Below are 23,963 nucleotides of genomic sequence, written 5' to 3'. Positions count from 1 at the left end.
TCGGCGGCGCGGGTTCCCTGCCCTGCGTTCCCGACTCCCTGCCGGACACGTCCCAGTCGGTTGCGGCGTTCGCTCCACTCATCCCAGCCTCATCTCCTCGCGATGCTTTTCGAAGGTCCCCGCCCCACGGTGACGCCGTGCCCCGCCCCTCGAAACAAGCGGCCGCGGACCGGCGTTGGCGCGTTCGACGCCGCCTTCGGGTCCGCGCCGTAGGCGGGCGGCGGACGCATCGGGCTCAGGAGGTCGCCGCGGTGAGGCGGGGCAGGACGGTCGATTGGTAGAAGTCGAAGAAGTGGCGCTGGTCGGGACCGATCTGGTTGACGTACACCTCGTCGAAGCCCGCCCGGGCGTAGGCCGCCACAGCTTCGACGTGCTCGTCGGGATCGGCGCCGCAGACCACCGCGTCGGCGATCATGCCCTCGGTGACCAGGGTGCTCGCCTGCTCGAAGTGCTCGGGGGTCGGCAGGATCTGCGGCAGCTCACCGGGCAACTGCTCGTTGGGCCAGAGCCGGTGCACCGTCCTCACCGCGCGCCGGCGATCGGTGTCCCAACAGACCTTCAGACCGCCCACGACCGGCTTGCCCTCTCCGCCCGACTTCCGGAAGCGCTCGACCAGCGCGGCGTCCGGCTGCATCGTCACGAATCCGTCGCCGATCCGCCCGGCCAGTTCCGCCGCGCGGGGACCGAACCCGGAGATGTACAGCGGCGCGGGCTGGTCCGGGATCGTGTAGAGGCGGGCGTTCTGCACGGTGTAATGGGTGCCGCGGTGGGTGACGCGGTCGCCGCTGAAGAGTTTCCTGATCACCTCCACCGCTTCTTCCAGCATGTCCAGCCGCACGTCCGCGTCGGGCCAGCCGTCGCCCAGGATGTGTTCGTTGAGCGCTTCGCCGCTGCCCAGCCCGAACCGGAACGCTCCCCCGGTGAGCACGGCCGCGGTCGCGGCCGCCTGCGCGTTGATCACCGGGTGCATCCGCACGGTCGGGCAGGTCACCAAAGTGGTGACCGGCAGGGACGTCACCTGGGACAGCGCGCCGATCATGGACCAGACGAAGGGGCTCTCCCCCTGCTCGTCGTTCCACGGATGGAAGTGGTCGGAGATGGCAAGCCCCTCGAAGCCCGCCTCCTCCGCCATACGTGCCTGGTCGAGCAGCTCATGCGGCGTGAACTCCTCGGAGGAGAGGAAGTATCCGTAGCGGGTCATCGCGATCCTTTCGGCTGCGGGCGAGGAGTTCATCCCCGGCTGGGCGGGGCGGCGAGGGCGCTGTGGTCGAGCCGGTCGAGCAGCTCTTGCGGCGAGTCGTACACCGCTTCCATCCCGGCCCCGCCCAGTTCCTCGCGCGTCCAGCCGCCGGTGAGCAGGCCGACACAGCGCACACCGGCCTTGCGTGCGGCTTTGCCGTCCCAGGCCGCGTCACCGACGAAGACCGCTCGCCCGGCCGCAACACCGGCTTTCTCCAGCGCCTGCTGGACGAGGTCGGGGGCCGGCTTGCTGGACGACACGTCGGAGGCCGTGGTGACCGCGTCGATCACGTCCCCGACGTCGAGCGCACGGATCATCACCTGGGCTTCCTCCTCCTTGGCGGAGGAGGCGAGCACCACCCGCCAGCCGCGCGCGGCGCAGGCACGCAGCAGATCGGGCGCTCCGGGCAACGGCGCCAGCCGGGACCAGTACTGCGCGTAAAGAGTGTCGTGAGCTGCGCTGAGGGCCTCGCCGCCGTCCCGGTCGCGGTCCTCCCCCAGCAGCGCGTCCAGCAGGTGGTCGCTGCCCATGCCGATGCAGCGGTGGATGCGGGCGGTCGTCACGTGGGCACCCTTCTGCCGCAGTGCCTCCCACCACGCGACGGTGTGGAGGTAGACGGTGTCCATCAAGGTGCCGTCCACGTCGAACAGCACGGCTCCGCCGGCGTCGCCGCCGACTGTCTCGGGTGCGGTCATGCTTCATCCTCTCGGTGTCGTGGGGGCGGCGCAGCTCCGGTCCGGCCGATCGGACCAGGACCGGTTCAGGGTTTCCTGCCGTCCGCGATCCGTTGGGCCCCCGGCAGGGGCATCCGCCGGAGTGACGTGATGCGGCGGCTCGCCATCGCGACTCTCCTGTCCGCTTCGGGCGGCATCATCCTGCTGTTTGCGGGCCGACGCGAGGAAGCATCCGACGGTCCTGCCTACCGGGCGGTGTGGTCGGGATGCCCGTGGGTGCGGCGCGCCTCTTTCATCTCGGCCTCGTGGATGTGGCGCCGCCCGTCCGCCAGCTCGGCCCGGATGTCCTGCTCCATGCGGCGGAACGGTTCGTAGTACGCCTCGTCGTAGGTCTCGACCATCTGGAAGGTCCAGTAACCCGGGAGGACGTTACGGCCCACCAGTTCCCTTTCCAGCATCTCCGCGTAGGCGGGGTGGCCGGCCGCACGCAGTTTCTCCGCTGCCGCGCCGAGGCGAAGGTCCGCGCCCCCGGTGAGCTGGTGGAAGTCGTACAACCTCCCGCGCGCCCGCTCCACCGTCTCCAGCGCTTCTGAGAGGACACCGAGCGCCTCCACCAAGGAGTCGCTCATCCCGGCCGACCGCCGGTTGTGTCCGGCGGCCCCTGATTCGTCGTCATTGGTCATGCGCGACGGATTCCCCGGATCACCCGGCGGGACAACCTCGGCAAGCCAGAAGAGCCACCATCGGTACGAGCCTCGTCGGAGCGTCGCACTTCGAGAGCACGCGCACCTGCGTCGTCCTCTCCCACCCGCCGGCGTGGCCGCTCAGGTCGCGCAGGCCGTTCAGCGGCCGGTCGGCAGTGGAGTCGCCTTCCTCCCCCGTGCTCGACCATCTGGCGGCACCAGCCGTCCAGAACGACGTAGACGAGCACCGGGGGCTGGTGGTGCCGGGCAGGTCGGCGGTCGGCGGCCGCCCCCTCCGCGGCCGGCACTCCCGCCCTCGACCGGTTGGCCCCGGCGTGGTTTGCCCGCGCACGGAGTGGACAGCCGAGTCGGCGACGCAATCGCCACCAGCTGACGAAGGAGCCTGTGATGAACTATCCGACCGGAACCAGCACGGCGGTGCAGCTGCCCGAAGGCGATGTCGTGACGCTGCTGCTCGAACAGCACACGCGAATCCGCAGCCTCTTCGGCGAGGTCACCGCCGCGCGCGGGGAGGAGCGGAAGCACGCCTTCGACGAACTGCGCGCCCTGCTGGCCATCCACGAAGCAGCAGAGGAACTCGTCGTCCGCCCGGTCGCCAAGAAGACGGCCGGACAGCAAGAAGCCGATGCCCGTAACGCGGAAGAGAAGGAAGCGAGCGCGGTCCTGAAGAAACTCGAGGGGATGGATGTCTCCAGCCCCGAATTCGAGGCGACACTCGCGGAGTTCGAGCAGGCCGTCGGTGATCACGCCGCCCACGAGGAGCGGGAGGAGTTCCCGGCCATCGTGGCCGAGTGCTCCGTCGACCAGCGGCAGAGCATGGGAACCCGGTTGCGCCGGGCGGAGCGCCTGGCCCCGAGCCACCCCCATCCGGGGGCGGCTGGCAGTCCCGCCGCGCTGAAACTGACCGGCCCGTTCGCCGCGATGATGGACAAGGCCAGGGACGCCATCGGCCGCTGAGGCGGAGGCGTACCCGGTGCGGTGGTGCCCCGTCCGACGGGCACCACCGCACCTTGGTGTCCGACGGGCGCGGATTGCCGCGCCGGCGGTTCACAAACACCGCCCGGGTAAGCCCTGGGGGAACCGCTGCTCGAACCACCCGCGGCGGCAGTGACGTTCACCGGATGTTCCCACCTCGCCGGTGCGCGCCATACGAAGCCGGGTAGGCGAGCAGCACCAGGTCTCCGCCCCCATGCCTTCCGCCGGCACCGGAACCCCCGTCGGAGGTCTTCCAGACCGCGACGACGGCTCCGGCGGCAACAGCGGTACCCGCCAGGGCGAGCAGTGCGCCGCGCCGTGTCATGGGGGGTGGCGTCCCGGCGGGATACGAGTGCACCAGAGGTGCGGAGTCGGCCGGTTCGTGCGCCGGTTCGGAACGGCCGACGCCGCCCGGGGCAAGGTGGTCCGCGGTCCGGGTGGGCGCCTCGTCCATCCGCGGACCCGCAGCCGCGGGGTCGGCGCCGGCGGATGGCGTCGGCGAGGAGGGTATCCCCGGAGGTGCGGGAGGCGCGTGCACCGCCTCGGAAGTCGGCCCCGGTGGCACAGCGGGAAGGTCCGGCGGGGTCGGGGTCGGGACCGCGGGCAGGACCGGGCTCGGGGTCTGGCTCGGGGTCTGGCTCGGCGCGCGGGGCAGTGCGGTGGCGGTGCTCGCCAGGACGAGCTGGTTGACCGCGTCGGGCATCCAGTCGGGCTCGGTGAGCAACAGCGTAGCTTCGGCCGCCTCCGCGCCGGCCGGGGCGGTCATGCGGTGCAGCCGGTCGGCCGCCGGTGGGGTTCCTTGGCCAGGCAGGCCGCCACGATCTCGCGCAGTCCGGGCGGCAGGGCGTCGAGATCCGGCTGTTCGTACACCGCGCGGAAGTGCAGAGCGTGCGGAGTGCCGGTGCCGAACGGGCCGACGCCGGCGGCGGTGTAGGCCAGCACCGCGCCGAGGGCGAAGACGTCGCTGGCGGGGCCGATGGACGCGCCGGTGAGCTGTTCGGGAGACATGAAACCGGGGGTGCCGATCGTCATGCCGGTGTGGGTCAGCGCGCTGGCCTCGCTCGCGGTGGAGATCCCGAAGTCGATCGCGCGGGGCCGTCGGAAGCCAGCAGCACGTTGGAGGGCTTCAGATCGCGGTGGACGACGCCGGCGGCGTGAATCGCCTCCAGGGCCTCGGCTAGTCCCGCGCCGAGCGCCAGCACGGGCCCGGCCGCCCAGGGGCCGTGCCGGGATACCGCCTCCCCCAGCGGCACCCCGGATACGTAGACGGTCGCCAGCCAGGCCGGGGAACCCTCGGGGTCGGCATCGACGACACCGGCGGTGAAGGCACCGTTGACCTGGCGGGCCGCCGCCACCTCACGGGCGAAGCGGCGCCGGAACTCCCCGTCCCGGGCCAGCTCCGGGCGGACCACCTTCAGCGCGACCGGACGGCCACCGGGCAAAGCGTCCCCATCCTGGCCGACCTCGCCTACCAGGGCGCCGGCCCCTGGCTGACCACCGGCATCAAACGCAGGCCCCTGCAGGAACCCACCCCCACCGAGAAGACCCTCAACCGCGCCCTGGCCGCAGCACGGGCACCCGTCGAACGCGGCATCGCCCGCCTGAAGTCCTGGCGGATCTTCCGCCGATCCCGGTGCAGCCCCAACCGCATGACGTCAATCGCCAAGGCCGTCCTCACCCTGGAGCGGCAACACTGAAGAAGCTCAGTGTCTCGTGTGTCCAAGACCAGGGGGTCAAGGCCCGTCGGGCCCTTGCGGGTGGGGAGAGCAGAACTCCTCAGGCGGTGGATAGCGGGATGCGCCCGCGGACGAAGGGTTGGGCGAAGCCGTCGGCCCAGGGCCTCCGTTCGGGCAGGCGGCGGAGTGAGGCGCCGGGGCGAACGAGCCAAGCGGGCAGACGCGTTGATCAGATGGTCGCGGATCGTTCCGGTGGTGGCCTTGGCGAGGAAGGCGGGCGGCCGTTACACACCACGGAATCCCCACCGGATAGAGATCCGGTCGAGCTTCCGCATTACGTAGCGCTGGGTGGTGGTCAGCGAACCGTGTCCGGCGATCAACCGCAGGACATGCAGCGGGATTCCGGCGTCGGCCGTCCAGGTCAGACCGGTGTGGCGCAGGTCGGCCGGCGCGTGAACTCCACGACCACGGGTGCCCCGTTCTCGTCGATCCCCGGCGCATCGATCCGCCCGCCGTGGTGCCCTGGCAGTCCGTTCGTGCGCGGCGTGCGGATGCCGGCTGACGATGGTGACGCGCGTGGGCGTCAGGGCTGTTCGACGGGCAGGTTGTTGCGGTAGGCGTAGCGGACGGCTTGGGCGCGGTCGGTGACGCCGATCTTCGTGAAGATGCGGTTGATGTGGGTCTTGACGGTGGCCTGGCTGACCACGAGGCGGGCGCAGATCTGGGCGTTGGACAGGCCGTCGGCGATGAGGGTGAGGACCTCGGCCTCGCGCGGGGTCAGGCCGTCGGGGAGTTGGGCGGCCGTGCCTGGGGAACTTCCCTGGCGGACCCGGGAGTTCGCCGGTGCGGGGGCGTCGAGCTGGATCGCGGCGACCAGGCGGGCCTGGACGACGGGGTCGAGCCAGGTGCGGCCGCCGTGCACGTTGTGGATCGCGGCCTCGACCTGGTCGTCGTCCGCGTCCTTGGTCAGGTAGCCGCGTGCGCCGGCCCGCAGGGCAGGGAAGACCGAGTCGTCGTTCGCGTAGGTGGTGAGCACGAGAACCGCGGTGTTCGGCAGCCGTTCGCGCAGCAACTCGGTCGCGGCGACGCCGCCGAGTACCGGCATGTCCAGATCCATCAGCACCACGTCGGGGCGCAGCCGTCCGGCGAGTTCGACCGCATCGGCGCCGTTGCCGGCCGCGCCGACCACCTCGATACCCTCCAGCATGCCGACCAGCAGGACCAGTCCGTCGCGCACCACGCGCTGGTCGTCCGCGACGAGCACCCTGATCTTCGACCCGGGTCCGGGTTCGGCTCCGGGTCCGGGTTCGGCATTGGGCTGCGTCACGCGGGTATCTCCATCCGTACGGTCCATCCGTGGCCAGTCGGACCCGCGCTCGCCTTGCCGCCGGCCAGGGCCACCCGCTCGCGCATGCCGGTCAGGCCCAGGCCCGAGCCGCCGGGCACCGGTGCCGGGACGGGGGCGCCGCTGTCGCGCCGGTCCTCGACGGTCAGTGTCATGGACTCCGGCTCGTAGCAGAGGGTCACGACGGTGCGGGCACCGCGTGCGTACCGCGCCGCGTTGGTCAACGCCTCCTGCGCTCCCCGGTACAGCGCCACGCCCGCGTCGCCGGGCACCGGCCGCCGGGTCCCGATGACGGTCATCGTCACGTCGAGGTCCAGGTCGGTGCGGTAGCGCTCGACCAGTTCGGCCAGCCGGTCCAGGGAGGGCGGCCGGTCCCCGCGCAGCGCGCCCACCGCCCGGCGCGCGTCGCCCAGACCGTCCTTGACCAGCTTCGCGGTACGGTCCAACAGGCCGCGTAGTTCCTCGTCGGCCCGGTCGCGCCGGGCCATCCTGCGGGCGGCCTGGACCTGGATGGCCAGCCCGGACAGGGTCTGGGCCAGGACGTCGTGCAGGTCCTGCGCGATCCGGGTGCGCTCGGCCAGTGCCGCGGCCTCGGTCTCCGTCTCCCGGGCGTCCTCCAGCTGGGCCAGCAGCAGTTCGGCGCGCGCCTCGTTGCTGCCCGCCTGCCGGATGAAGACCGCCATGACGGCGAGGACCGCGCAGAACTGCATCTGGCTGACCATGTTGGTGGCGCTGCCGTCCATCCCGGCGAGGTTGGCGCCGAGCAACTCGCCGACCAGTACGCCGCTCAGGACCGTGGCCGGGACCGGCCGCAGCACCAGGAAGGAGGTCAGCACGCCCACCGACGTCGGGAGCACGGACATGGCGTGGGGTTGCAGCACGCCGAGCGCCAGCCCGAACTCGCCGACCAGCAGGCAGTACACGACGCACGGAAGCGGCGCCGTCACCTGCCATCGGCCGGAGGCGACGGCCGCGATCGGCAGCAGGCACCCGGCGAGCAGCAGGGCGACGGCGAGGTGCACCCCCTGGGAACCGGGCGCGGGATGGGCGGACAGCGACTGGACGCCGATGGTGACGAAGATGACCCACAGCAACGACAGCAGGCGCCTGATCCTGCGTTCCCGCCGGTCCTGGACGCGGGCCAGCGCCACCGCCAGCCGCGGGCTGACCGCGACGGCGGGTGGGCCGGCAGGGAAGTCCGTCATGCACTGAAGGATAGGGCGGCGGTCCAAGGGGGTTGCCACGTGCCTCAGCCCCGGACCGCGGGGTCCGGGGCCAGGTCACGGAGCGGGCCGGGCACCACCGGGGAGGTGGGTTCGGCGGGCTCAGCGGCTTGCGAATCGTCCGCTCCTCCGGCGGCTCGTACGGTTCAGGCCGTGCGCGCCGCTCCGGCGGCTTCCGTCCCTCGTACGGCTCCGGTTCCGACGGCTCGCGCCGCTGGTACGGTTCCGTGCCGCCGCCCTGGCGTTCACCGCCCCTGCGGCGGGCCGGGTCCCACGCCCACGCACTCAGCCCTCGGCCAGTGCGGACGCTGTCGCGGCACTCGCGGTGACCCGGCGCGCCCTGGTCCGTATCACGATGAGCCGGGCCAGGACCTGCGCGAAGGCCATCAGCAGGAGCGCGACGGTCCACGCGTCGGAACTGGTGATCATGTGGTCGCGGCTGAACCGCGCGATGTGTTCGGCACCGCTGTGGGCGGACCAGAACTCGAACCCGGAGCGCAGCAGCATCCCCGCGATCCACAACGCCGCCGCGGCCACCCCCGCCTTGGCGAACGCGACACCGTCCGAGCCGCGGCTCATCAGCGTGGCCGCGCCGCAGGCGAGCCCCAGCACCGCACCGACGACCGCGCCGACGACGTACAGCCTCACGTCGTGGCCCGCGGTCGGGAAGGACTTGAGGTAGTACGCGGCCGCCGCCGCGACGCACACCACCGGCAGCATCGCGGTGCGCAGGGTGACCCGGGTGCCGCGGATCTGCGGTATCACCAGGAGGATCAGTACCGCGGAGATGAGGTAATCAGTCGTCGTCACGCCCTTGAGACTGCCGTCCGCGCGGCGCCGCAACGTCAGCCGCAGGGTTGACCCCTGGGTTGATGTCCCACGTCAACCCCTGGGTTGACGCCTTCCGGTTCGGCCCGCCCGAGCTGCCCGGAACACCGCCATGATGGACGCCCTGATCGACCTACCGCCCATGATCATCGCCGGCCCGCTCGGCATCCACCCCGAGACAGCCGAGCGCTGGGCCCCGCTCGTCGGCGAGAACTGGTCCGGCCACGTGCCGTCGCCGGCGTGACGGGGCTGAGCTGCGAACTGCTCACCCCGCGGGCGGGTACTGCACCGGTCGGCGAAACGAGATCGTGCCGGTTTCGTTCAAAGGGTCCGCGTCATGAATGCGCTGTTCGGGTCGGCTCGGTACTCCCCGAATGGTGCGCAGTACTCGAACCCGAACTTCTCGTACAGCCGCCTGGCGGGAAGAAAGTTGTCGGCTGCCCCCGTCTCCAGGCTCAGCCGGGTGAAGCCGGCAGACCGGGCTTGGGCGACGATGTGCGTCAGCAGCAGGGACGCGATGCCGCTGCGGCGGCGCACCGGCTTGGTGCGCATCGACTTGAGTTCCGCGTGGCCCGCCGCCAGTTCCTTGACCGCTCCGCAGCCCACCAGGAGATCACCGTCCAGGACCGACCAGAAGGTGATCCCGGGCTTGCGCAGTGCGTCGAGATCGAGCGCGTGCACGCTCTCCTCCGGCGTGATGGACCGCATCTGCTGGAGGTGTTCTTCGAGGAACCGGGCGATCTGCGGGCCGGACAGATCGTCTTCCATGATCTTCATCTGCTCTCCGTCTCTCTGACAAGGGTCTGCGCCATCGCGGGCCGCGCAGGGCCGGGCAAGGGGAATCGGGGGCGGCCCCGCGGTGTGGCGGGCCCCTGAAGCGGTCTGTCACGCGGAGTCGGTGTTTCGGTGCCGTTCGGCGTGCCGTACGACGGCGGGCAGGGTGAGTGCCGCGGCGCCGAAGACGGCGCCCAGGGCGCACCATCCCCCGGTGCCGTGCGGGAGTACCAGGGCGGTGACCGCCAGGGGGCCGAGTGCCTGGGTGAGGGAGATACCGGTCTGGAAGACGCCCTGGTAGGCGCCCTGGGCGTGGTCGGGGGCCAGAGCGTAGCCGAGGGTCCAACTGCCTGCCTGGGAGGTGACCTCACCGAGTGTGAGGAACAGGACGGCCGTCAGCAGGATCGCGGCGGCGGCGGAGGGGGTGCGGTGCGCGGCAGCGGCGGCCGTGACGCAGGCGAGAGCGGTGAGCAGGCCGCCGGCGCGGAAGGAGCGGGCGGCCGCGGGCAGATCGGCTGCGGATCGGGCGGCGCGGACCTGGAGGACGACCCCATCGACGGCCGGCGCCTGCTGCTCACCCCCAGCTGCTTCGTCGACGGCGTCTCCACCATGCTCAGCCCCCACGCCCCGCCCCACATCGTCTACTCCGCCCGCGGCCAGGCCCTCCTCGGCGAAAACACCCGCACCTCCGATTCCCCGGTCCCTGGAAACGCTCCTGGGTCGCCCCCGCGCCCAGATCCTGGCCCTGCTCTCCGAGCCCGCCTCCACCACCGAACTCGCCCACCGGCTGAACGTCTCACCCCCGGCCGTCAGCCAGCACCTGTCCGTCCTGGCCGCCGCCCACCTCGTCGACCGCACCCGCCACGGACGCCACGTCCACTACCGCCAAAGCCCCCTCGGCGCCGCTCTCCACACCGCTCAGAACGACCCACCCCCACATCCCTGAACTCGCCCAACAGCCCGGCGCGTTCGCACCGTTGCTGTCCTGCCAGATCACCTCAGCTGCACGACTCCCCCGCATGTGCCGTCCAGGCCCGACCCGATCGGAGCGCGCCACGATGACCGCCGAACCGACCACCGTGCCACCGCCGGACGGCGGGCACACCCGGTCGGCGATCCACGCCATCTCCGAAGGCCGCTCCTACTCGGAAACGGGCTGGACATGACCCGCCGGCACCTGCACGCTACGGAGTCACCGGTTCTTGAACTCCTCGATGGCCTCGCGGAGCCCTTCGCCCGCCGTGTCACTTCCGGCATGCCCGGCGTCCTCGATGATGCGGAGCCGCGCGCCCGGCCACGCCGTCTGGAACGGGCATCCCATGTCGTGCCGGCCGTGCACGATCCCCCCCGGAATCCCCGCCGGCTTGTGCGCGTAGTTGCCGTCTCCTGTGTCGAGGAACCCGGAATCGTAGGGACTCGTCGGGGGGTGGAAATCGACCGCAGCGCCTCCGGTGCGAGCTGAGGCCTGGGCAAGGGCAGGGGGACAACGCCACGGGCGTCATCCCCCTGCCCCGGCGCTGATGCCGCCGCAGGCTCAGGACCGGGCGCGGCCCGGCGACTACAGGTGGGCTGGGTCAGTCGAGGCAGAACTCGTTGCCCTCGGGGTCGGTCATCACGAGGAAGCCCGCGCTCATCGGGGGAACGGGCTCGTGGCGACGTACCCGCGTGGCTCCCAGCGCGACGAGCCGGTCGCACTCGGCTTCCAGTGCCGCCATCCGCTCCGCTCCCTCAAGTCCGGGAGCCGCACGGACGTCGAGGTGGACGCGGTTCTTGGCGACCTTGCCCTCCGGCACCTGCTGGAAGAACAACCGTGGACCGGACCCGTCCGCGTCCTCGATGGCCGATCTCGTGGCGCGCTGCTCCTGCGGTACGCCGACCCGTGCGAGGAAGTCGTCCCATGCGGCGAGCGGGTCGGCGCCCTCGGGGAGGTCGACTCCGGGCGGGCCGGGGTGGACGTAGCCCAGTGCGTCGCGCCAGAAGCACGACAGCGCCCGCGGGTCATGGGCGTCGAAGGTGATCTGGACGTGGCGGCTCATCGGGTCGCTCCGTTCGTCGTGGGGTTCATGTGCAGGTGGAGGTCGCGCAGCAGGCAGACCTCGGACAGGTGGTGGATCAGCTCGCGGTGGATGTGCAGCACCAGATCAGCCATGGGCGCCTCGGGGAAGGGCTCCTTCGCGCCGACCGGTACCCGGAGCCCGGCGTCACCGAGGCCGCGCACCCCGGCTCGCCAGACGTCGAGCTGGGTCTCGAGCTGGTCGAGCGCGGCGGCCGCACCGCCGGCGTACTCCCAGGTCTCGTACGACGCCGCCGGCGCGCCGAAGTGCGCCGCGTTGCGCGCGGCGAGGACGCCGACGATGACGTGCCCGAGTCTCCAGGCGATCGTGGTGAAGGCCGCAGGGACCGGCTGCGGGAAGGCGAAGTCGATCGTGAAGTCCCCGGTACCGGCCTGCACGGGCGCCGTCGAGCTGCCGCGCGGCCGCACGCTCCAGGCGTCCGGCACCGGTGACCAGAAGTACTCGTCGTCGGTGAGGTCCTCAAGGCGAGCTCGGAGCTGATGTTGCCAGTGGACCTCCCACTGTTCGCGCAGCGTCCGGTTCCAGTCGAGTCGGTCTGCATCCATACCGCCCACCCTGACACCCCTGGCGGACAGGATCGGTCCGCTGTCGCCGGCGGGGTGAGCGGGGTTGCGCCGCGCGGTCAGTGCCCCGGGAGTGCCGGTGCGCTGCGCCGTGCGGTACGGGGCGATGTCCCCGACCACCGTGAAGCGGTACTCGTCGACGACATCGCCGGTGTTGCGCAGCCGCGGTTGCACGGTGCCGCTGCTCCCCGGGTCGACCGTCGCCGAGGCGGGAAGCCGCGAAGTCCGGATGGTCACCGGGGAAGATTGCCGGCCGTGCCTGAAGTCCCGTCAGGGTCTGCGGGGCAGCAGGACCGGCCGGAAGGTTCACCCGCGTCGGCGGGCAGCCTGGCGTGACCGGACGCGGGAACGGCCAGGGCCCGGTCGGATGCGGGGCGGGCGGTGGGAGCCCCCCGGGCTCATCTGCTACTTCCCGCCGCCGCGGCACATCTCCCGGTCCACCAGACGGATCATGGCCGCCTCCGTGCTCGTGTCCCCGTCGCCGGTGGCGAGCAGCACGACGGTCCGGGTCGCGTCCGGGGTGACGGCGACCCAGGTCTGGTAACCGGACACCCCGCCCGGGTGGGTGTAGTAGCTGCCGCCGCAGGACAACGGGAACGTGCCCAGCCCCAGTCCGTAGTCCGCGCCGAGCTCCGGCGCGGGCACGGTGGTCGTCATCTCGTCGAACTGCGCCGGCGCCAGCAGGCGGCCGCTGACCAGCGCCGTGAAGAAGCGGCCCAGGTCGGCCGAAGTGCTGATGATCGATCCCGAGGCGTCGAACGCGCTGGCGTTGATCCGCGTGACGTCGATGGCGGTACCGGTGCCGAAGGCGCGGTAGGCGTGGGCGTGCGGGCCCGGGACGTAGGGCGAGGCGCCCGGCGTGCTGGTGTCGGCGAGCCGGAGCGGGCGGATGATCCGGGAGTTCACCTCCGCCGCCCAACTGTGGCCGGTGGCCTTCTTGATGATCATCCCGAGGAGGATGTAGTCGGTGTCGGAGTACGCGAAGGTGCCCGGCGCGGCGGTGGAGGGGTTCCGCATCGCCAGCGCCGCCAGCTCCTCCGGGGTGTAGGTGCGCAGCCGTTCGGCCTCGTAACCGGAGGCACTGTTCAACGACGGGATGTCGCCCTCGACTTCGGGGATGCCGCTGGTGTGCTGGAGCAGTTGGCGGACGGTGATCCGGCTGCCGTCGCGGCCGTCGCCCCGGACCACTCCGGGCAGCCAGTGCTCGACGGTGTCATCGAGGGATATCCGCCCCTCGCCCACGAGTTGGAGCACGACCGTCGCGGTGAAGGTCTTCGTGGCACTGCCGATCCGGAACCTGCCGTCCCACGGTACGGGCCTTCCGGTGCCCAACTCGGCGGTTCCGGCGCGCGCGTGCTGTCGTGCGTCCGATGCCCTCACGTCGGCGAGCACCCCGACGGTCCCCGTGTCGCGGATCGCGTCCACTTCCCGCTGGAGGGGATCGCCGGCGGCGGTGGGCGCGGTGACGGTATCGGCGCCGGCGCCGGACGCCGTGGCCAGTCCGGCCGCAGTGAGCGTGAGGGCCGCGGCGAGGACGCTCGGGACGAGCAGGCGACGTCGACGGCGTCCGGTCAGGTGCATGGTGATGCCCCGTTCTGTACGAGTCCGCTGGATGACCAGGGACCGGTCGGCGGCCACGCACCGCGGTGGGTGCCGCGCCCCGGAGCCGGTGGTCCGCGTCCATCCCACCAGCGCGGGAGGGGGCGGCCCATCCGGCTCTCCCCCGGGGACACCGAGGGGCTACCGACAGGGCAACTCCTACCGCCAACCCCCTTCCGGTGCAGGGAAGTTCGCCCTAGGTCTCCGTCCCCGCCCCAAGGGTTCCGTCGTCCTCCCGCCGTAGCGGGGACCCGCCCTCGTCGTCGCGGCCGCGGTGCCGCCCCCGGCCGGGGCCGTGCACGGAGTCGCCCGAACGGCGCTGCGGGGCTCCCCGGGGGACGGGGTGACGCGGGTTATGACTTGTCCATGCGCGTGAGACAGGCCCTGCGCCGCCGCCCGGCGTTCCCTCTCGGCCACCGGAGCCTGGCCGGCGAGGTCTTCCTGCTCCAACTGATGGTGGTCACCTTGCTGGCCGCGCTGACCGCGGCGGCGTTCGTGTACGACACGCACAAGCGGGCGACCCAGGAGGCGTACAACCGTTCCCTCGCCGTCTCCGAGACCTTCGCGAACGCCCCGGGCACCCTCGCGGCCATGGAGTCCCGCGATCCGAGCGCGATCCTCCAGCCGCACGCCGAGGCCAGCCGGAAGAAAGCGCACGTCACCTACATCGTCGCCTTCAACCCCGAAGGCATCCGCTGGAGCCATCCCGACCCGTCGCTGATCGGTGGGCACGTCTCCGGGAACTTCGTGCCCGCACGGTCGGGCCGGCCGTTCCAGGAGACGTTCGACAGCGCGAAGTTCGGGCCGGCCGTCGACACGACCGTCGCCGTCTTCGACCCGCGGAGGAGGATCGCCGGGTTCGTCTCGGTAGGGATCAGGCTGGGCAGCGTCAACCAGTTGGTCTCCCAGCAGCTGCCCCTCCTGCTCGGCCTGCTCGGCCTGACCCTCGTCCTCGCGGTCGCCGGGACCGCGCTCGTCAGCCGCCGGCTGCGCGCGCAGACCCACGGTCTCGGCCCCGTCGGGATGACCCGCATGTACGAACACCACGACGCCGTGCTGCACGCCGTACGGGAAGGTGTCGTCATCGTCGGCTCGGAGGGCCGGCTGCTCCTCGTCAACGACGAGGCACGGCGGCTCCTCGACCTGCCCGCGGACGGTGCCACCGACCGCGAGGTCTCCGCGCTCGGCATGGCACCGGGCATCGCCGAACTGCTGGCCTCGGGCAGGACCGCGAACGACGAGGTGGAACTGGTCGGGGACCGACTCGTGTCCGTGAACCAGCGGCCCGTCAGCGAGGCAGGCACCCGCTCGGGCAGCGTGGCGACCCTGCGGGACACCACCGAACTCAGGGAACTCGCGTCCCGGGCCGACTTCGCCCGCAGCCGGCTGCAACTCCTGTACGACGCGGGCGTGCGTATCGGCACCACCCTGGACGTGGTCAGGACCGCCGAGGAGCTGGCCGAGGTGTCCGTACCGCGCTTCGCCGACTACGTCACCGTCGAACTGCGCGAACCCGTACTGCGCGGGGACGAGCCGACGCTCACGGCCGGCGGGGTGCGGCGCGTCGCGGTCGTGGGCATCCGGGACGACCACCCCCTCTTCCCGGTCGGCGAGGTCAGCTTCGGGCCCGGCGGACCGGTGGACGACGCCGTGGGAACCGGCCGAGCCCAGCTGCTCGGCAACCTGGCCGACGCCGAGGCGTGGCTCGCCCACGACCCGGAACGAGGCCGGCAGGTCCTGGACTTCGGCATCCACTCCCTGGTGTCGGTTCCGCTGCGGGCCCGCGCCGGATTCCTGGGCGTGGTCGAGTTCTGGCGTTCGCGGCAACCCCCGTTCGACGCCGACGACCGGTCGTTCGGCGAAGAACTGGCCGCGCGCGCCGCGGTCGCCGTGGACAACGCGCGGCGCTTCACCCGGGAGCACTCCACGGCTGTCGCCCTCCAGCGCAGCCTCCTGCCCCGGGTGGCGCCGGAGCACTCGGGCCTGGACGTGGCGCACCGCTACCTGCCCGCCGAGGCAGGGGTGGGAGGCGACTGGTTCGACGTCATCCCGCTGTCGGGGGCCCGGTTCGCCCTCGTGGTGGGCGACGTGGTGGGCCACGGCGTGCACGCCGCCGCGACCATGGGCCGCCTGCGCACCGCCGTGCACAACTTCTCCGCCCTCGACCTCGCACCCGACGAACTCCTCGCCCAACTCGACGAACTCGTCTCCCGCATGGACGCCGAGGAGGAGCAGGGGGACCAGGGGGACGAGCAGCGCGAGGAGGACCAGGAGCCGCCCGTCACCGGCGCCACCTGCCTGTACGCCGTCTACGACCAGGTCGCGGGGACCTGCGTCTTCGCCCGGGCCGGCCACCCGGGCCCGGCCCTGGTGACTCCGCGGGGAGCCGTCACCTTCCCGGACGTCCCCGGCTCCCCGCCGCTGGGGCTCGGCGGCAGCCTTCCCTTCGAGACCACGGAACTGCGGCTCCCCGCGGACACCCTCGTCGTCCTGTTCACGGACGGCCTCGTCGAGGACCGGGAGCGCGACATCGACACCGGTCTCGCGCTGCTCCACGACGCCCTCGCGCATCCGGGCCGAAGCCCGGAAGAGGCGTGCGAGGAGGTCATGACCGCACTTCGACCACGCCCGGACGACGACGTCACCCTGCTCGTCACCCGTACCCGTCTCATGGACACGGAGCGCGTGGCGGAGTGGAACGTGCCCACGGACCCGGCCGCCGTCTCCCGTATCCGGTCCGACGTCCTGGGCCGGCTGGAACGGTGGGGCCTGGACGACCTCTCCTACGCCACCGGCCTGATCGTCAGCGAACTCGTCACCAACGCCATCCGCCACGGTTCCCCTCCCGCCCGGCTGCGCCTGGTCCACGACCTCGACCGCCTCATCTGCGAGGTCCAGGACAACAGCAGCACCGCCCCGCACCTGCGCCGCGCGAAGATCAGCGACGAGGGCGGACGCGGGCTCTTCATGGTCGCCCAGCTCGCCCACCGCTGGGGCACCCGCTACCTCAACCGCGGCAAGGTCATCTGGACCGAGCAACTGGTGTCGGGCCCGGCCCTGGTGCCGGAGGCCCAGGACCACGAGGCCCTCCTGGACCAGTGGGCCGACGAGGAGATCTGACCCTCTGCCCGGTCCCGTGCACATCCGGCGTCAATTGCGGCGGCAGCGTCGCGCGGGGGCGATATCAAGCCGAAGTAGGTCATTTCATCGCGGAGGACGTGTGGCATGCCCTAGCGTCCTATCAGGGGACATCTCAGCAGCCCCCGTCACCGCAACGTGTTCTTCCGATGCGGCGCCGTGTCCGCCGGGGGCGGCGATCCGCAGCAGGACCGGGGCCGGAAGCCGGTCGTCGCAGCCGCCAGAGATGACACCTAAGGGGAGACCATCCACGCCAACGACAACGCGAGGAGCGGGGAAGCGGAGAACAGCCGGTCATCGGCCCGCACGCCTCCCAGTCGCGTGACACCGCCTTCCGCACTCCTGGCCCTCCAGCACGGCGCCGGCAACGCGGCGGTCGTCCAGATGCTCCGCGGGGCCGGACACCCCTGGGCCCAGGAAGAGCACCCGCACGATGCCGGCGGCAGCCAACCGCGGGGCGAGCAGCCCGTCCAGCGCTCGGCCGTCCCCGAGGTCCTGCGTTCCCCGGGCAGCCCCCTCGACGAGGACACGCGCTCGGAGATGGAAGCCCGGCTCGGCGCCGACTTCTCCGACGTCCGTGTGCACTCCGACAGCACCGCGCGGCACTCGGCGGCGGAGATCGGCGCGCACGCGTACACCTCCGGCAGTCACGTGGTCCTCGGTGAGGGGGGCGGTGACAAGCACACGCTCGCACACGAGTTGACCCATGTGATCCAGCAGCGGCAGGGCGCGGTGGAGGGCACCGACAACGGGTCCCGGCTGAGGATCTCCGACCCGTCCGACCGATTCGAGCGGGCTGCGGTGGAGAACGCCGAACGGGTGATGTCGCACCCCGTCCCCGTTCCCGTGCGGCGGGAAGCCGGGCCGGGTCGTTCGGCGGACTCGGGCGACCCGGCCGCGGTGCAGCGGATGGAGACGGGCGGCCCGTCGACGGTCTCGTCCGCGGCTGAGCAGGAGCCTGATGCGGGCAACGCCGGCCGGTCGCAGACGGAGGTGATCGGGAATCCCCAGCGGGTGGGGCTGGAGATCGAGCTCACCGTCGATCTCCACGACGAGCAGAAGAAGGCGGGCGAGGAGACGGCCGGGCTCAAGAACGGCGATCTGCTGGCCCGTTCCGTCGCGGAGGAGCGGGGCTGGCCCGTCGTCAAACTGGAGGTCGAGGGAAGCAAGCGCGCCAAGCTTCCGTCCATCGAGGTGATCTACGGGCCGGTGCCGCGCTCCGAGTACGTCGGCCGGATCTACTCCACGGCCAGGACGAAACTCGTCGACGCGTTCAGGAAACCGGGCAAGAAGCAGGTCGCACTCGCCGGCATCATCGACGACTACAACAACTCCCTCAAGGGGGAGGAGAAGCGATACGCGCTGCACACCTCGGCGACGGGTCGGCGGTTGAAGGCAAAGGTGACGGGCGGAGTGGTGAACCAGACCCCGCAGACCAACGTCTCCGTGCCCTATGCCAAGGTGGGCGCCGCCCCGCCGCCCGCCGAACCAGCGGGGCGCGGGCGAGGCGGTTCCGCTCGTCGGGGCACCACCTCTCGGGGCACCACCGCCGACCCGCGCGGGGGCGCGACAGGAACACGGCTTGGTTTCGCCGACCTGTTCCACAGCAAGACGCAGAAGGCCACCTTCGAAGCGTGCCGCGCCGCGGCCAACGGCATCGACGACGCGGCCGTGAGGGATCGCCCCGACGTCATCTCCCTGCTCACCCACGTGATGTTCCAAGCGGCGATGTTCGAGATCCATCTCCTCGACGAGAACAAGATCGAGGATCACAAGCAGCATTACGACGTGATCCTGAAGGTGAGCCCCCAGGATGCCGTCATGGGCATTCTCGACGACGCGCACGCGGCGGACCTGAAGGCTTGGCTGGATCGGCAGGGCGCGGAGCAGACGCTGAAGGAAGGCGCCGGGGCGGCCGCCAGCAAGGGCGGTGGAAGGCCGCGCAAGGTCAAGGACGTGGGATTCGCCGAGCTCAGGAAGGCCGCGGCGATGCGGGAGAGCCACGGCCGGCAGCAGCTGAGGAAAAGGGCCCCGGGTACGGAGGACGACCACTCCTCCCCGGTGTTCGACATGCAGGGTGACCACGCCGACGAGCTCCGCCACTTCCATCCGCGTGCCAGCAACCGTCAGCCGATCGACGTCGACGAGCACGGCGTCCACCACGTGGTGGCGGAGGCACGGCGCAAGGATCACTTGCTCAACGACCCCGCGAAGGACACTCCCGAAGGCCGCAGGGAGAGGGCGAAGTTGATCGAGGCCCTCCAGGAGAGGTGAACCGGCCGGGCCGGGACCGAAGGGCGGCCGACGGGAGAAGCGCCGAGGGGCCCCGGCGGGCCGGGCGTGAGGGCCCGCCGGGGCGACGAACGGCGTTCGCCGGTTCAGTGGCGGGCCGGCGCGGAGATGCCGGTCCCGCCCGGGAGGTCGGCGCCGAACTGTGCGATGACCGCGTCCAGGTCGAGCGGCGTGAAGGCCTCGCGGTCCACCTCGTCGACCCTTTCGGCGGGCACCAGCCAGCACACTTCGAACTCCAGGCCGTCCGGGTCGTTGACGTACAGCGACTTGGTGGTGCCGTGGTCGATCTCGTAGGCCAGCGCATCTGCCTGCAGCAGCTTGCCGCGGATCTGCCGGAGTTCGGCCAGGGTGTCCACCTCCCACGCCAGGTGCGCGAGCCCGGGGTGTCGGCCCGGGCGCTGCGGGGCAGCCGGGTCCTCTGTCTGGAGGAAGGCGAGGTCATGGTCGTTGGTCGACTCCTCGGCCTGCAGGAACGCGCCCTCGGGCACCTTGCCGCCGTCGGCGTGGAGGCGGAAGACGGTGCGGAACCTCAGCAGGTCGGAGTAGAAGGCGACGCTGCGTTCGACGTCGCGGACGTAGAGCACGGCGTGGTTGAGACGCTGGACCGGCATGTCGCTCCTCGCTTGGTTACGACTAGTGCGTAGCCCCACCATAGGGATGCAACGAGGGCCTCACAAAAGGCACATTGATGTGCGCAAAGCACACCAATGACCCTGACCGTGCCGCCGTCCCCGCCCCGTCCACGCCGAGGTGCCCCCCGCGTCGAGTGCCCAATGACGCCACTGGGCGGGCGGGTCAGGCCGCGGAGACGGCGCCGGGTCTGTGTTCGTCGCTGTCCGCCGTGAGTTGGGCGCGGAGCCCCGCGAGCCCCCTGGCAAGTGCGCGCCGATCGGCCTTCGGCATGGCGTCGATGGCGTGGTGGAGCATGCGCCGGCGCTGCTCGCGGATGTGCCGCAGGTGGGTCTCGCCCGCGCCGGTCAGCCGCAAGGTGACCTCCCGCCGGTTCTCGGGGCTCGGCAGTCGCTCCACGAAGCCCAGGGCCTGCAGGCGGTCGCAGAGGCGGCTCACGGACGGCGGCGCGGCGGCCAGCCGTCTGCACAGCGTCCGCATGCGTATCCCCTCCTCGCGGTCGACGGCGCACATCAACCGGACTTGGGACGGGGAAGCGGGGGCGATGGCGGAGGCGGTCGACTCTCCGGCCCGTTCCCACATCACGTCGAGTGCTTCCGCGATGTCGCCGGCGGACCGGGCGACCTCCTCGGAGAGGCTTCCTGAGGCGACGTCTGGTGCTGGCATGGGCTCCCCGTCGATGGGTCCTGGTTCTGTGCGCCCCGGGGCGGCCGGGGGTTCGCCGTCACGGGGTGGCGTCCGGCCCGGCGCTACGGGGCATCGTCGCCTCCCCGTTCGTCACGGGGGTCTCGCCCGCGCCGGTCTCGTCCGTGCCGGCCACAGGCGCCGTGAGGTGTTCGAGGGTACCGGTGATGTCCAGGAGGCGGTCCAGCCCCGTGCCGCGCTCGTCCAGGTGGAGGCGGACGCCGGCTTCGCCGGTGCGGCGGCGGATCATCAGCAGGGCGGACAACCCCATGGTGTCGACGGTGCCGAGTTCGGCGCAGTGCAGGTGCAGGTCGTCCAGGTGCGGGTGTTCGGCGAGCTTCGCCGTCACGGCGGCCACGAGGCGGTCGGCGTTGTCGTAGTCGAGGTCGCCGTGGAGTTCGATCCGGACGGTGTCCTCGGTGTCGACCGTGGTCAGGCGCAGATGGGCGGGGGGTGTCATCGTCATAGGGGCTTCCCGGCGATGGTGCGAGGGGCGGTGGCGAACGTGTCGAGCGCCTCTTCGAGGATGCCGGCGGCCCGCGGGAAGTCCTTGAGCTCGCGGGCCAGGATGCCCAGGGCCGGCGGCAGGCTGTGCGCGGGGACGCCGCGAGCGGTGAGTATCCCGGCGGTCCAGGTGACGAACCCGGTGAAGAGCGCCGCGTCGCCCAGGTAGAGGGCGGTGGCGAGGAACTCCACGATGTGCGCGAGGTCTTCCGCCGTACGCTCCCGCTGTGCCGCGCTGTATCCGCGCACGGCGGGGAACGGCTCCTCCAGGGAGGCGAGGACAGTGCGCACGAGCGAGGCGCCGTTGCGGGTGACCATGGTGTATTCCTGGTCGGCCAGATGCGGCAGGTCGTCGGCCGGCTGGTGGTCGGGCTGCGGGCGGGGCAGCGGGCCGCGGGCGAGCCGGTCGGCCGCGGCGCGGGCGTCGGGCGCCCAGGCGTCGGCGCCGAGCAGCTGGGCGTAGCGGCCCCCGGGTCCGAAGGCGGCTCCTCCGACCAGCACGGGTACGCCGATGGCCTGGCAGGCGGTGATCGCGGCGTGCGCGGTGGGCAACCGGACCGCGATCGAGCTGGACAGGGCGACCGCGTCGGCGTCGGTGCGGTGCAGGTGGCCGACCAGGTGCGGGGTGGGGACCTGGGCGCCGAGGTAGTCCACCTGCCAGCCGCGCAGGGTCAGGACCTCGGCGAGCAGGCGGGCGGGCAGGGCGTGCCACTCCCCGTCGACGCAGGACACCGTGATCCGGCCGTGGTCGGGCGCGGCGTCCGGGGCGGTGTGCAGCGTGAGCGCGGTGACGACCCGCTCGTTGATGGCCGTCGCGGCGTGCTCCTGGGCCACGCTGAGGCGGTTGGCGGCCCACTCCTCGCCCACCTTGCCCTGCACCGGGGCGATCACGTCCAGCAGCAGGGTCTCCGGGTGCACGCCGTCCGCGAGCGCGCGCAGCACCACGTCGGTGGCCATCCGCTCGTGGGTCGCCACGACGGCGTCCCACAGCTCGTCGACCAACCGCTCGACCACACCGCTGTCCGGAAGGCGGTCCCGTGTACTGGTTCTCATGCAACGCGCCTGCCCTGAATGCGCGCGTTCACCGCACCCCGCGGCCCGGCACACGGCCGCCGGACCCGTGCCGCCGGCTCCCGCGGGGCGCACGCGCAGCCCGGCGTTCACGAGGTGCGGTGTTCACCAGGCGCGGCGTTCACGAGGTGCGGTGTTCACCAGGCGCGGCGTTCACGAGGTGCGGTGTTCACCAGGCGCGGCGTTCACGAGGTGCGGCGTTCACCGGACGCCGTGTTCACCAGGCGCCGTGTTCACCAGGCGCGGCGTCACGCGGTGAAGCGGCCTCGGGTGTGGCCGTTCACCGCGATGAGATGGTGGTTGCGGGGCGCGGAGATCACCACGACGGCCATGTCGTCGTGGGAGCCCTTCCCCACCCACTCGGAAGCGAGCATCTGGACCCGTTCGACGACGCTCTCGGCCGGCATGCCCGCGCACTCCGACAGGGCCCGCTGGAGTCGTTCCTCGCCGAACTGCGTGCCGCCCATCGGTCCTCCCTTGGCCTCGGTGATCCCATCGGTGTACAGGACGCAGGACTCACCGGGCGCGAGGGTGATGCTCGCGGTGCGGGCGGGCGCGCTGGGCAGGGCGCCCACCAGGGTGCCCCGGGTCCTGGCCTCCTCCACCGCGCCGGTCGCGCGGACGATCAGCGGGCTCGGGTGACCGGCGCTGGTCAGCCGCAGGCCCACCCCGCTGCCCTTCCGTACCGCGGAGGCCAGCACCAGGGTGGCGAACCGGCTGTGGCGGGAGTTGAGCAGCGCGGTGTTGAGCAGGCCGATCATCCGCTGGTGGTCGTCGGCCATGGGCAGCAGCGCGTGCAGCGTGTTGCGGATCTTCCCGGTCAGCACGGCGGCTTCCAGCCCCTTGCCGCACACGTCCCCGAGCGCGACCAGCGACGGCTCGCCGTCGACGACGGCGGGGTGCACGTCGTAGAAGTCCCCGCCGATCCGCTCGTGGTCCGCCGACGGCCGGTAGCCGCCGGCGAAGTCCACGCCGGAGACCTCGTGCAGCGACGGGGGCAGCAGCTCCTGCATCAGCGTCTCGGTGATCGACGACTGCTCCGCGTACAGGCGGGCGGCCGACATCGCGACGCCCGCGCGGGCGGCGAACAGCCGGGCGAAGACCTCCTCGTTGTCGGTGAACGGCGCATCGCCCGAACGGCGCAGCAGGACGAGCGCCCCGGCGGGTACGCCGTGGCCGGGCAGCGGGGTGATCACTATCGAACCGGCCGGGCCGAACCCGTCGGGCACCAGCCAGTCGGGCGCGGCCGACGGGTCGATCCACCGCGAGGGCATCGGCGGGAAGCCGCGCAACGCCTCGCCCAGGCCGGGCACTTCGTCCGGGTCGACCGGCGCGTGGGTCCGTACGGTGTCTCCGCCGCGCAGGCAGGTCACCATCGGCAGTCGGGCCCCGCGGGCCGGCGCGACGACCAGCGCCGCGTCGGCGAGGTGCTCCGAGGCCAGGTGCGCGATCACCTCCATGCAGCGGGCCATGTTGAGCGAGGACAGCAGGATGCCCGACGCCTTGGCCAGGAACGCCGTCTGCGCACGCTCCAGCCGCAACGCCTCCCGCATCAGCCGGAGTTCGGTGTCGTCGACCAGCCACCACACCACCGTGCCGTCGCCCTGCACACGCGGGTACGCCTCGAAGCTCCGCTCGCCGATCACGCCCGAGAGCGGTTCGGCCGCCGCGGGGTCGGCCGGGCGGGGGCGGGCCACCCGCACGGCGTCGTGCGCGGCGGACAGCCAGTCCGGCGCCCAGTCCGCGAAGCGCGTCCCGGGGCGGGCCCCTGGCAACAGCGCCTCGGCGGAGTCGTTCCGCATGACGATCGTGTCCCGGCCGTCAACGACCAGGGCGGGATAGGGGGCACGGCGCCACGGAGAACCGTGTTCCGGTCCGGCGCCGGTCTGCGCTCTGGTGGAGACCATATGCTGAGGACCCGCTGTGCGAATCCCTCACCTCTTCGACTCGACGAAATCGTTGCCTCCC

Annotated in this window: 24 protein-coding genes and 1 pseudogene; 6 read left to right on the top strand and 19 right to left on the bottom strand. The window is 72.0% G+C overall.

The features are described 5' to 3' along the window. Nucleotides 1-235: 235 nt before the first annotated feature. The 3 genes from OG370_RS35395 to OG370_RS35385 all read right to left on the bottom strand — a co-directional run bounded on the left by OG370_RS35395 (nt 236) and on the right by OG370_RS35385 (nt 2,597). A complete protein-coding gene (locus tag OG370_RS35395) occupies nt 236-1,201 on the bottom strand; it encodes a TIGR03557 family F420-dependent LLM class oxidoreductase (RefSeq protein ID WP_328471569.1) in 966 nt (321 codons plus the stop codon). A gap of 29 nt (nt 1,202-1,230) precedes the next feature. Then, nucleotides 1,231-1,935 (bottom strand): HAD family hydrolase, encoded by a 705-nt coding sequence (locus OG370_RS35390; protein ID WP_328471567.1) that lies wholly within the window; start codon nt 1,933-1,935, stop codon nt 1,231-1,233. Between the two features lie 224 nt (nt 1,936-2,159). Next, nucleotides 2,160-2,597 carry a hypothetical protein gene (locus tag OG370_RS35385; protein WP_328471565.1) on the bottom strand — a complete coding sequence of 146 codons (438 nt, stop codon included), beginning with the start codon at nt 2,595-2,597 and terminating at the stop codon, nt 2,160-2,162. A gap of 408 nt (nt 2,598-3,005) precedes the next feature. On the opposite strand from OG370_RS35385, the gene OG370_RS35380 reads away from it, so the two are divergent. Continuing rightward, complete coding sequence (locus OG370_RS35380; protein ID WP_328471563.1) at nt 3,006-3,575, top strand: hemerythrin domain-containing protein; 570 nt, start codon at nt 3,006-3,008, stop codon at nt 3,573-3,575. Nucleotides 3,576-3,732: 157 nt separating this feature from the next. Here the strand turns inward: OG370_RS35380 and OG370_RS35375 are convergent, their stop codons facing one another. From OG370_RS35375 to OG370_RS35365, 3 genes are read right to left on the bottom strand one after another with little or no spacing between them, the layout of a single operon-like run. Continuing rightward, on the bottom strand, nt 3,733-4,359 hold the full coding sequence (locus OG370_RS35375; protein ID WP_328471561.1) for a hypothetical protein: 627 nt from the start codon (nt 4,357-4,359) through the stop codon (nt 3,733-3,735). After that, entirely contained in the window at nt 4,356-4,625 is a 270-nt protein-coding gene (locus OG370_RS35370) for a protein kinase domain-containing protein (RefSeq protein ID WP_328471559.1), read from the bottom strand. Before OG370_RS35370 ends, OG370_RS35375 begins: the two co-directional genes overlap by 4 nt. An 11-nt stretch (nt 4,626-4,636) precedes the next feature. Then, a complete protein-coding gene (locus OG370_RS35365) occupies nt 4,637-5,005 on the bottom strand; it encodes a protein kinase domain-containing protein (RefSeq protein ID WP_443060917.1) in 369 nt (122 codons plus the stop codon). Between the two features lie 27 nt (nt 5,006-5,032). Between OG370_RS35365 and OG370_RS35360 the strand changes: the two are divergent. After that, nucleotides 5,033-5,290: pseudogene (locus OG370_RS35360) on the top strand (transposase family protein); the annotation flags it as partial. A gap of 562 nt (nt 5,291-5,852) precedes the next feature. Here OG370_RS35360 and OG370_RS35355 read toward each other — a convergent pair. The 3 genes from OG370_RS35355 to OG370_RS35345 form a co-directional block, all read right to left on the bottom strand. Then, on the bottom strand, nt 5,853-6,596 hold the full coding sequence (locus tag OG370_RS35355; RefSeq protein WP_328471555.1) for a response regulator transcription factor: 744 nt from the start codon (nt 6,594-6,596) through the stop codon (nt 5,853-5,855). Further along, nucleotides 6,593-7,819: a sensor histidine kinase gene (locus OG370_RS35350; protein WP_328471553.1), complete on the bottom strand. Its 1,227-nt coding sequence runs from the start codon at nt 7,817-7,819 to the stop codon at nt 6,593-6,595. The genes OG370_RS35355 and OG370_RS35350 overlap by 4 nt, the downstream gene beginning before the upstream one ends. 303 nt (nt 7,820-8,122) lie before the next feature. Beyond that, a complete protein-coding gene (locus OG370_RS35345) occupies nt 8,123-8,647 on the bottom strand; it encodes a hypothetical protein (protein WP_328471551.1) in 525 nt (174 codons plus the stop codon). A gap of 130 nt (nt 8,648-8,777) precedes the next feature. Here OG370_RS35345 and OG370_RS35340 point away from each other — a divergent pair, with 130 nt between their 5' ends. Further along, nucleotides 8,778-8,909, top strand: a complete 132-nt coding sequence (locus OG370_RS35340; protein WP_328471549.1) for a hypothetical protein — start codon at nt 8,778-8,780, stop codon at nt 8,907-8,909. Nucleotides 8,910-8,986: 77 nt separating this feature from the next. On the opposite strand, the gene OG370_RS35335 is transcribed toward OG370_RS35340, so the two are convergent. Both OG370_RS35335 and OG370_RS35330 read right to left on the bottom strand, forming a co-directional pair. After that, nucleotides 8,987-9,442, bottom strand: a complete 456-nt coding sequence (locus OG370_RS35335; protein ID WP_328471547.1) for a GNAT family N-acetyltransferase — start codon at nt 9,440-9,442, stop codon at nt 8,987-8,989. 108 nt (nt 9,443-9,550) lie between these two features. After that, entirely contained in the window at nt 9,551-10,063 is a 513-nt protein-coding gene (locus tag OG370_RS35330) for a hypothetical protein (RefSeq protein ID WP_328474916.1), read from the bottom strand. A gap of 67 nt (nt 10,064-10,130) precedes the next feature. On the opposite strand from OG370_RS35330, the gene OG370_RS35325 reads away from it, so the two are divergent. Then, a complete protein-coding gene (locus OG370_RS35325) occupies nt 10,131-10,385 on the top strand; it encodes an ArsR/SmtB family transcription factor (RefSeq protein ID WP_328474725.1) in 255 nt (84 codons plus the stop codon). A 628-nt stretch (nt 10,386-11,013) separates the two neighbouring features. On the opposite strand, the gene OG370_RS35320 is transcribed toward OG370_RS35325, so the two are convergent. The 3 genes from OG370_RS35320 to OG370_RS35310 all read right to left on the bottom strand — a co-directional run bounded on the left by OG370_RS35320 (nt 11,014) and on the right by OG370_RS35310 (nt 13,658). Further along, nucleotides 11,014-11,475: a VOC family protein gene (locus tag OG370_RS35320; protein WP_328471545.1), complete on the bottom strand. Its 462-nt coding sequence runs from the start codon at nt 11,473-11,475 to the stop codon at nt 11,014-11,016. Then, nucleotides 11,472-12,314: a DinB family protein gene (locus OG370_RS35315; protein WP_328471543.1), complete on the bottom strand. Its 843-nt coding sequence runs from the start codon at nt 12,312-12,314 to the stop codon at nt 11,472-11,474. Before OG370_RS35315 ends, OG370_RS35320 begins: the two co-directional genes overlap by 4 nt. A gap of 168 nt (nt 12,315-12,482) precedes the next feature. Continuing rightward, on the bottom strand, nt 12,483-13,658 hold the full coding sequence (locus OG370_RS35310; protein WP_328471541.1) for a serine hydrolase domain-containing protein: 1,176 nt from the start codon (nt 13,656-13,658) through the stop codon (nt 12,483-12,485). Between the two features lie 384 nt (nt 13,659-14,042). Here OG370_RS35310 and OG370_RS35305 point away from each other — a divergent pair, with 384 nt between their 5' ends. Then, nucleotides 14,043-16,796, top strand: coding sequence for a SpoIIE family protein phosphatase (locus OG370_RS35305; protein WP_328471539.1), 2,754 nt, complete (start codon nt 14,043-14,045; stop codon nt 16,794-16,796). Nucleotides 16,797-17,135: 339 nt separating this feature from the next. Beyond that, nucleotides 17,136-19,088, top strand: a complete 1,953-nt coding sequence (locus tag OG370_RS35300) for an eCIS core domain-containing protein (RefSeq protein ID WP_328471537.1) — start codon at nt 17,136-17,138, stop codon at nt 19,086-19,088. Between the two features lie 104 nt (nt 19,089-19,192). Here OG370_RS35300 and OG370_RS35295 read toward each other — a convergent pair whose 3' ends face one another. The 5 genes from OG370_RS35295 to OG370_RS35275 form a co-directional block, all read right to left on the bottom strand. Then, on the bottom strand, nt 19,193-19,717 hold the full coding sequence (locus OG370_RS35295) for a VOC family protein (RefSeq protein WP_328471535.1): 525 nt from the start codon (nt 19,715-19,717) through the stop codon (nt 19,193-19,195). A 184-nt stretch (nt 19,718-19,901) separates the two neighbouring features. Next, entirely contained in the window at nt 19,902-20,402 is a 501-nt protein-coding gene (locus OG370_RS35290; RefSeq protein ID WP_328471533.1) for a MarR family winged helix-turn-helix transcriptional regulator, read from the bottom strand. A 58-nt stretch (nt 20,403-20,460) separates the two neighbouring features. Next, nucleotides 20,461-20,886, bottom strand: a complete 426-nt coding sequence (locus OG370_RS35285; RefSeq protein WP_328471531.1) for an STAS domain-containing protein — start codon at nt 20,884-20,886, stop codon at nt 20,461-20,463. Beyond that, on the bottom strand, nt 20,883-21,977 hold the full coding sequence (locus tag OG370_RS35280; RefSeq protein ID WP_328471529.1) for a cobalamin B12-binding domain-containing protein: 1,095 nt from the start codon (nt 21,975-21,977) through the stop codon (nt 20,883-20,885). Before OG370_RS35280 ends, OG370_RS35285 begins: the two co-directional genes overlap by 4 nt. A gap of 266 nt (nt 21,978-22,243) precedes the next feature. After that, nucleotides 22,244-23,902: a SpoIIE family protein phosphatase gene (locus OG370_RS35275; RefSeq protein ID WP_443060806.1), complete on the bottom strand. Its 1,659-nt coding sequence runs from the start codon at nt 23,900-23,902 to the stop codon at nt 22,244-22,246. Nucleotides 23,903-23,963 lie beyond the last annotated feature (61 nt).

Origin of the sequence: Streptomyces sp. NBC_00448 (genome assembly GCF_036014115.1) — a bacterium.
Lineage (GTDB): Bacteria > Actinomycetota > Actinomycetes > Streptomycetales > Streptomycetaceae > Actinacidiphila.
The sequence above is the reverse complement of the archived record's forward strand: the minus strand, read 5'-3'. Positions and strand labels throughout refer to the sequence as shown.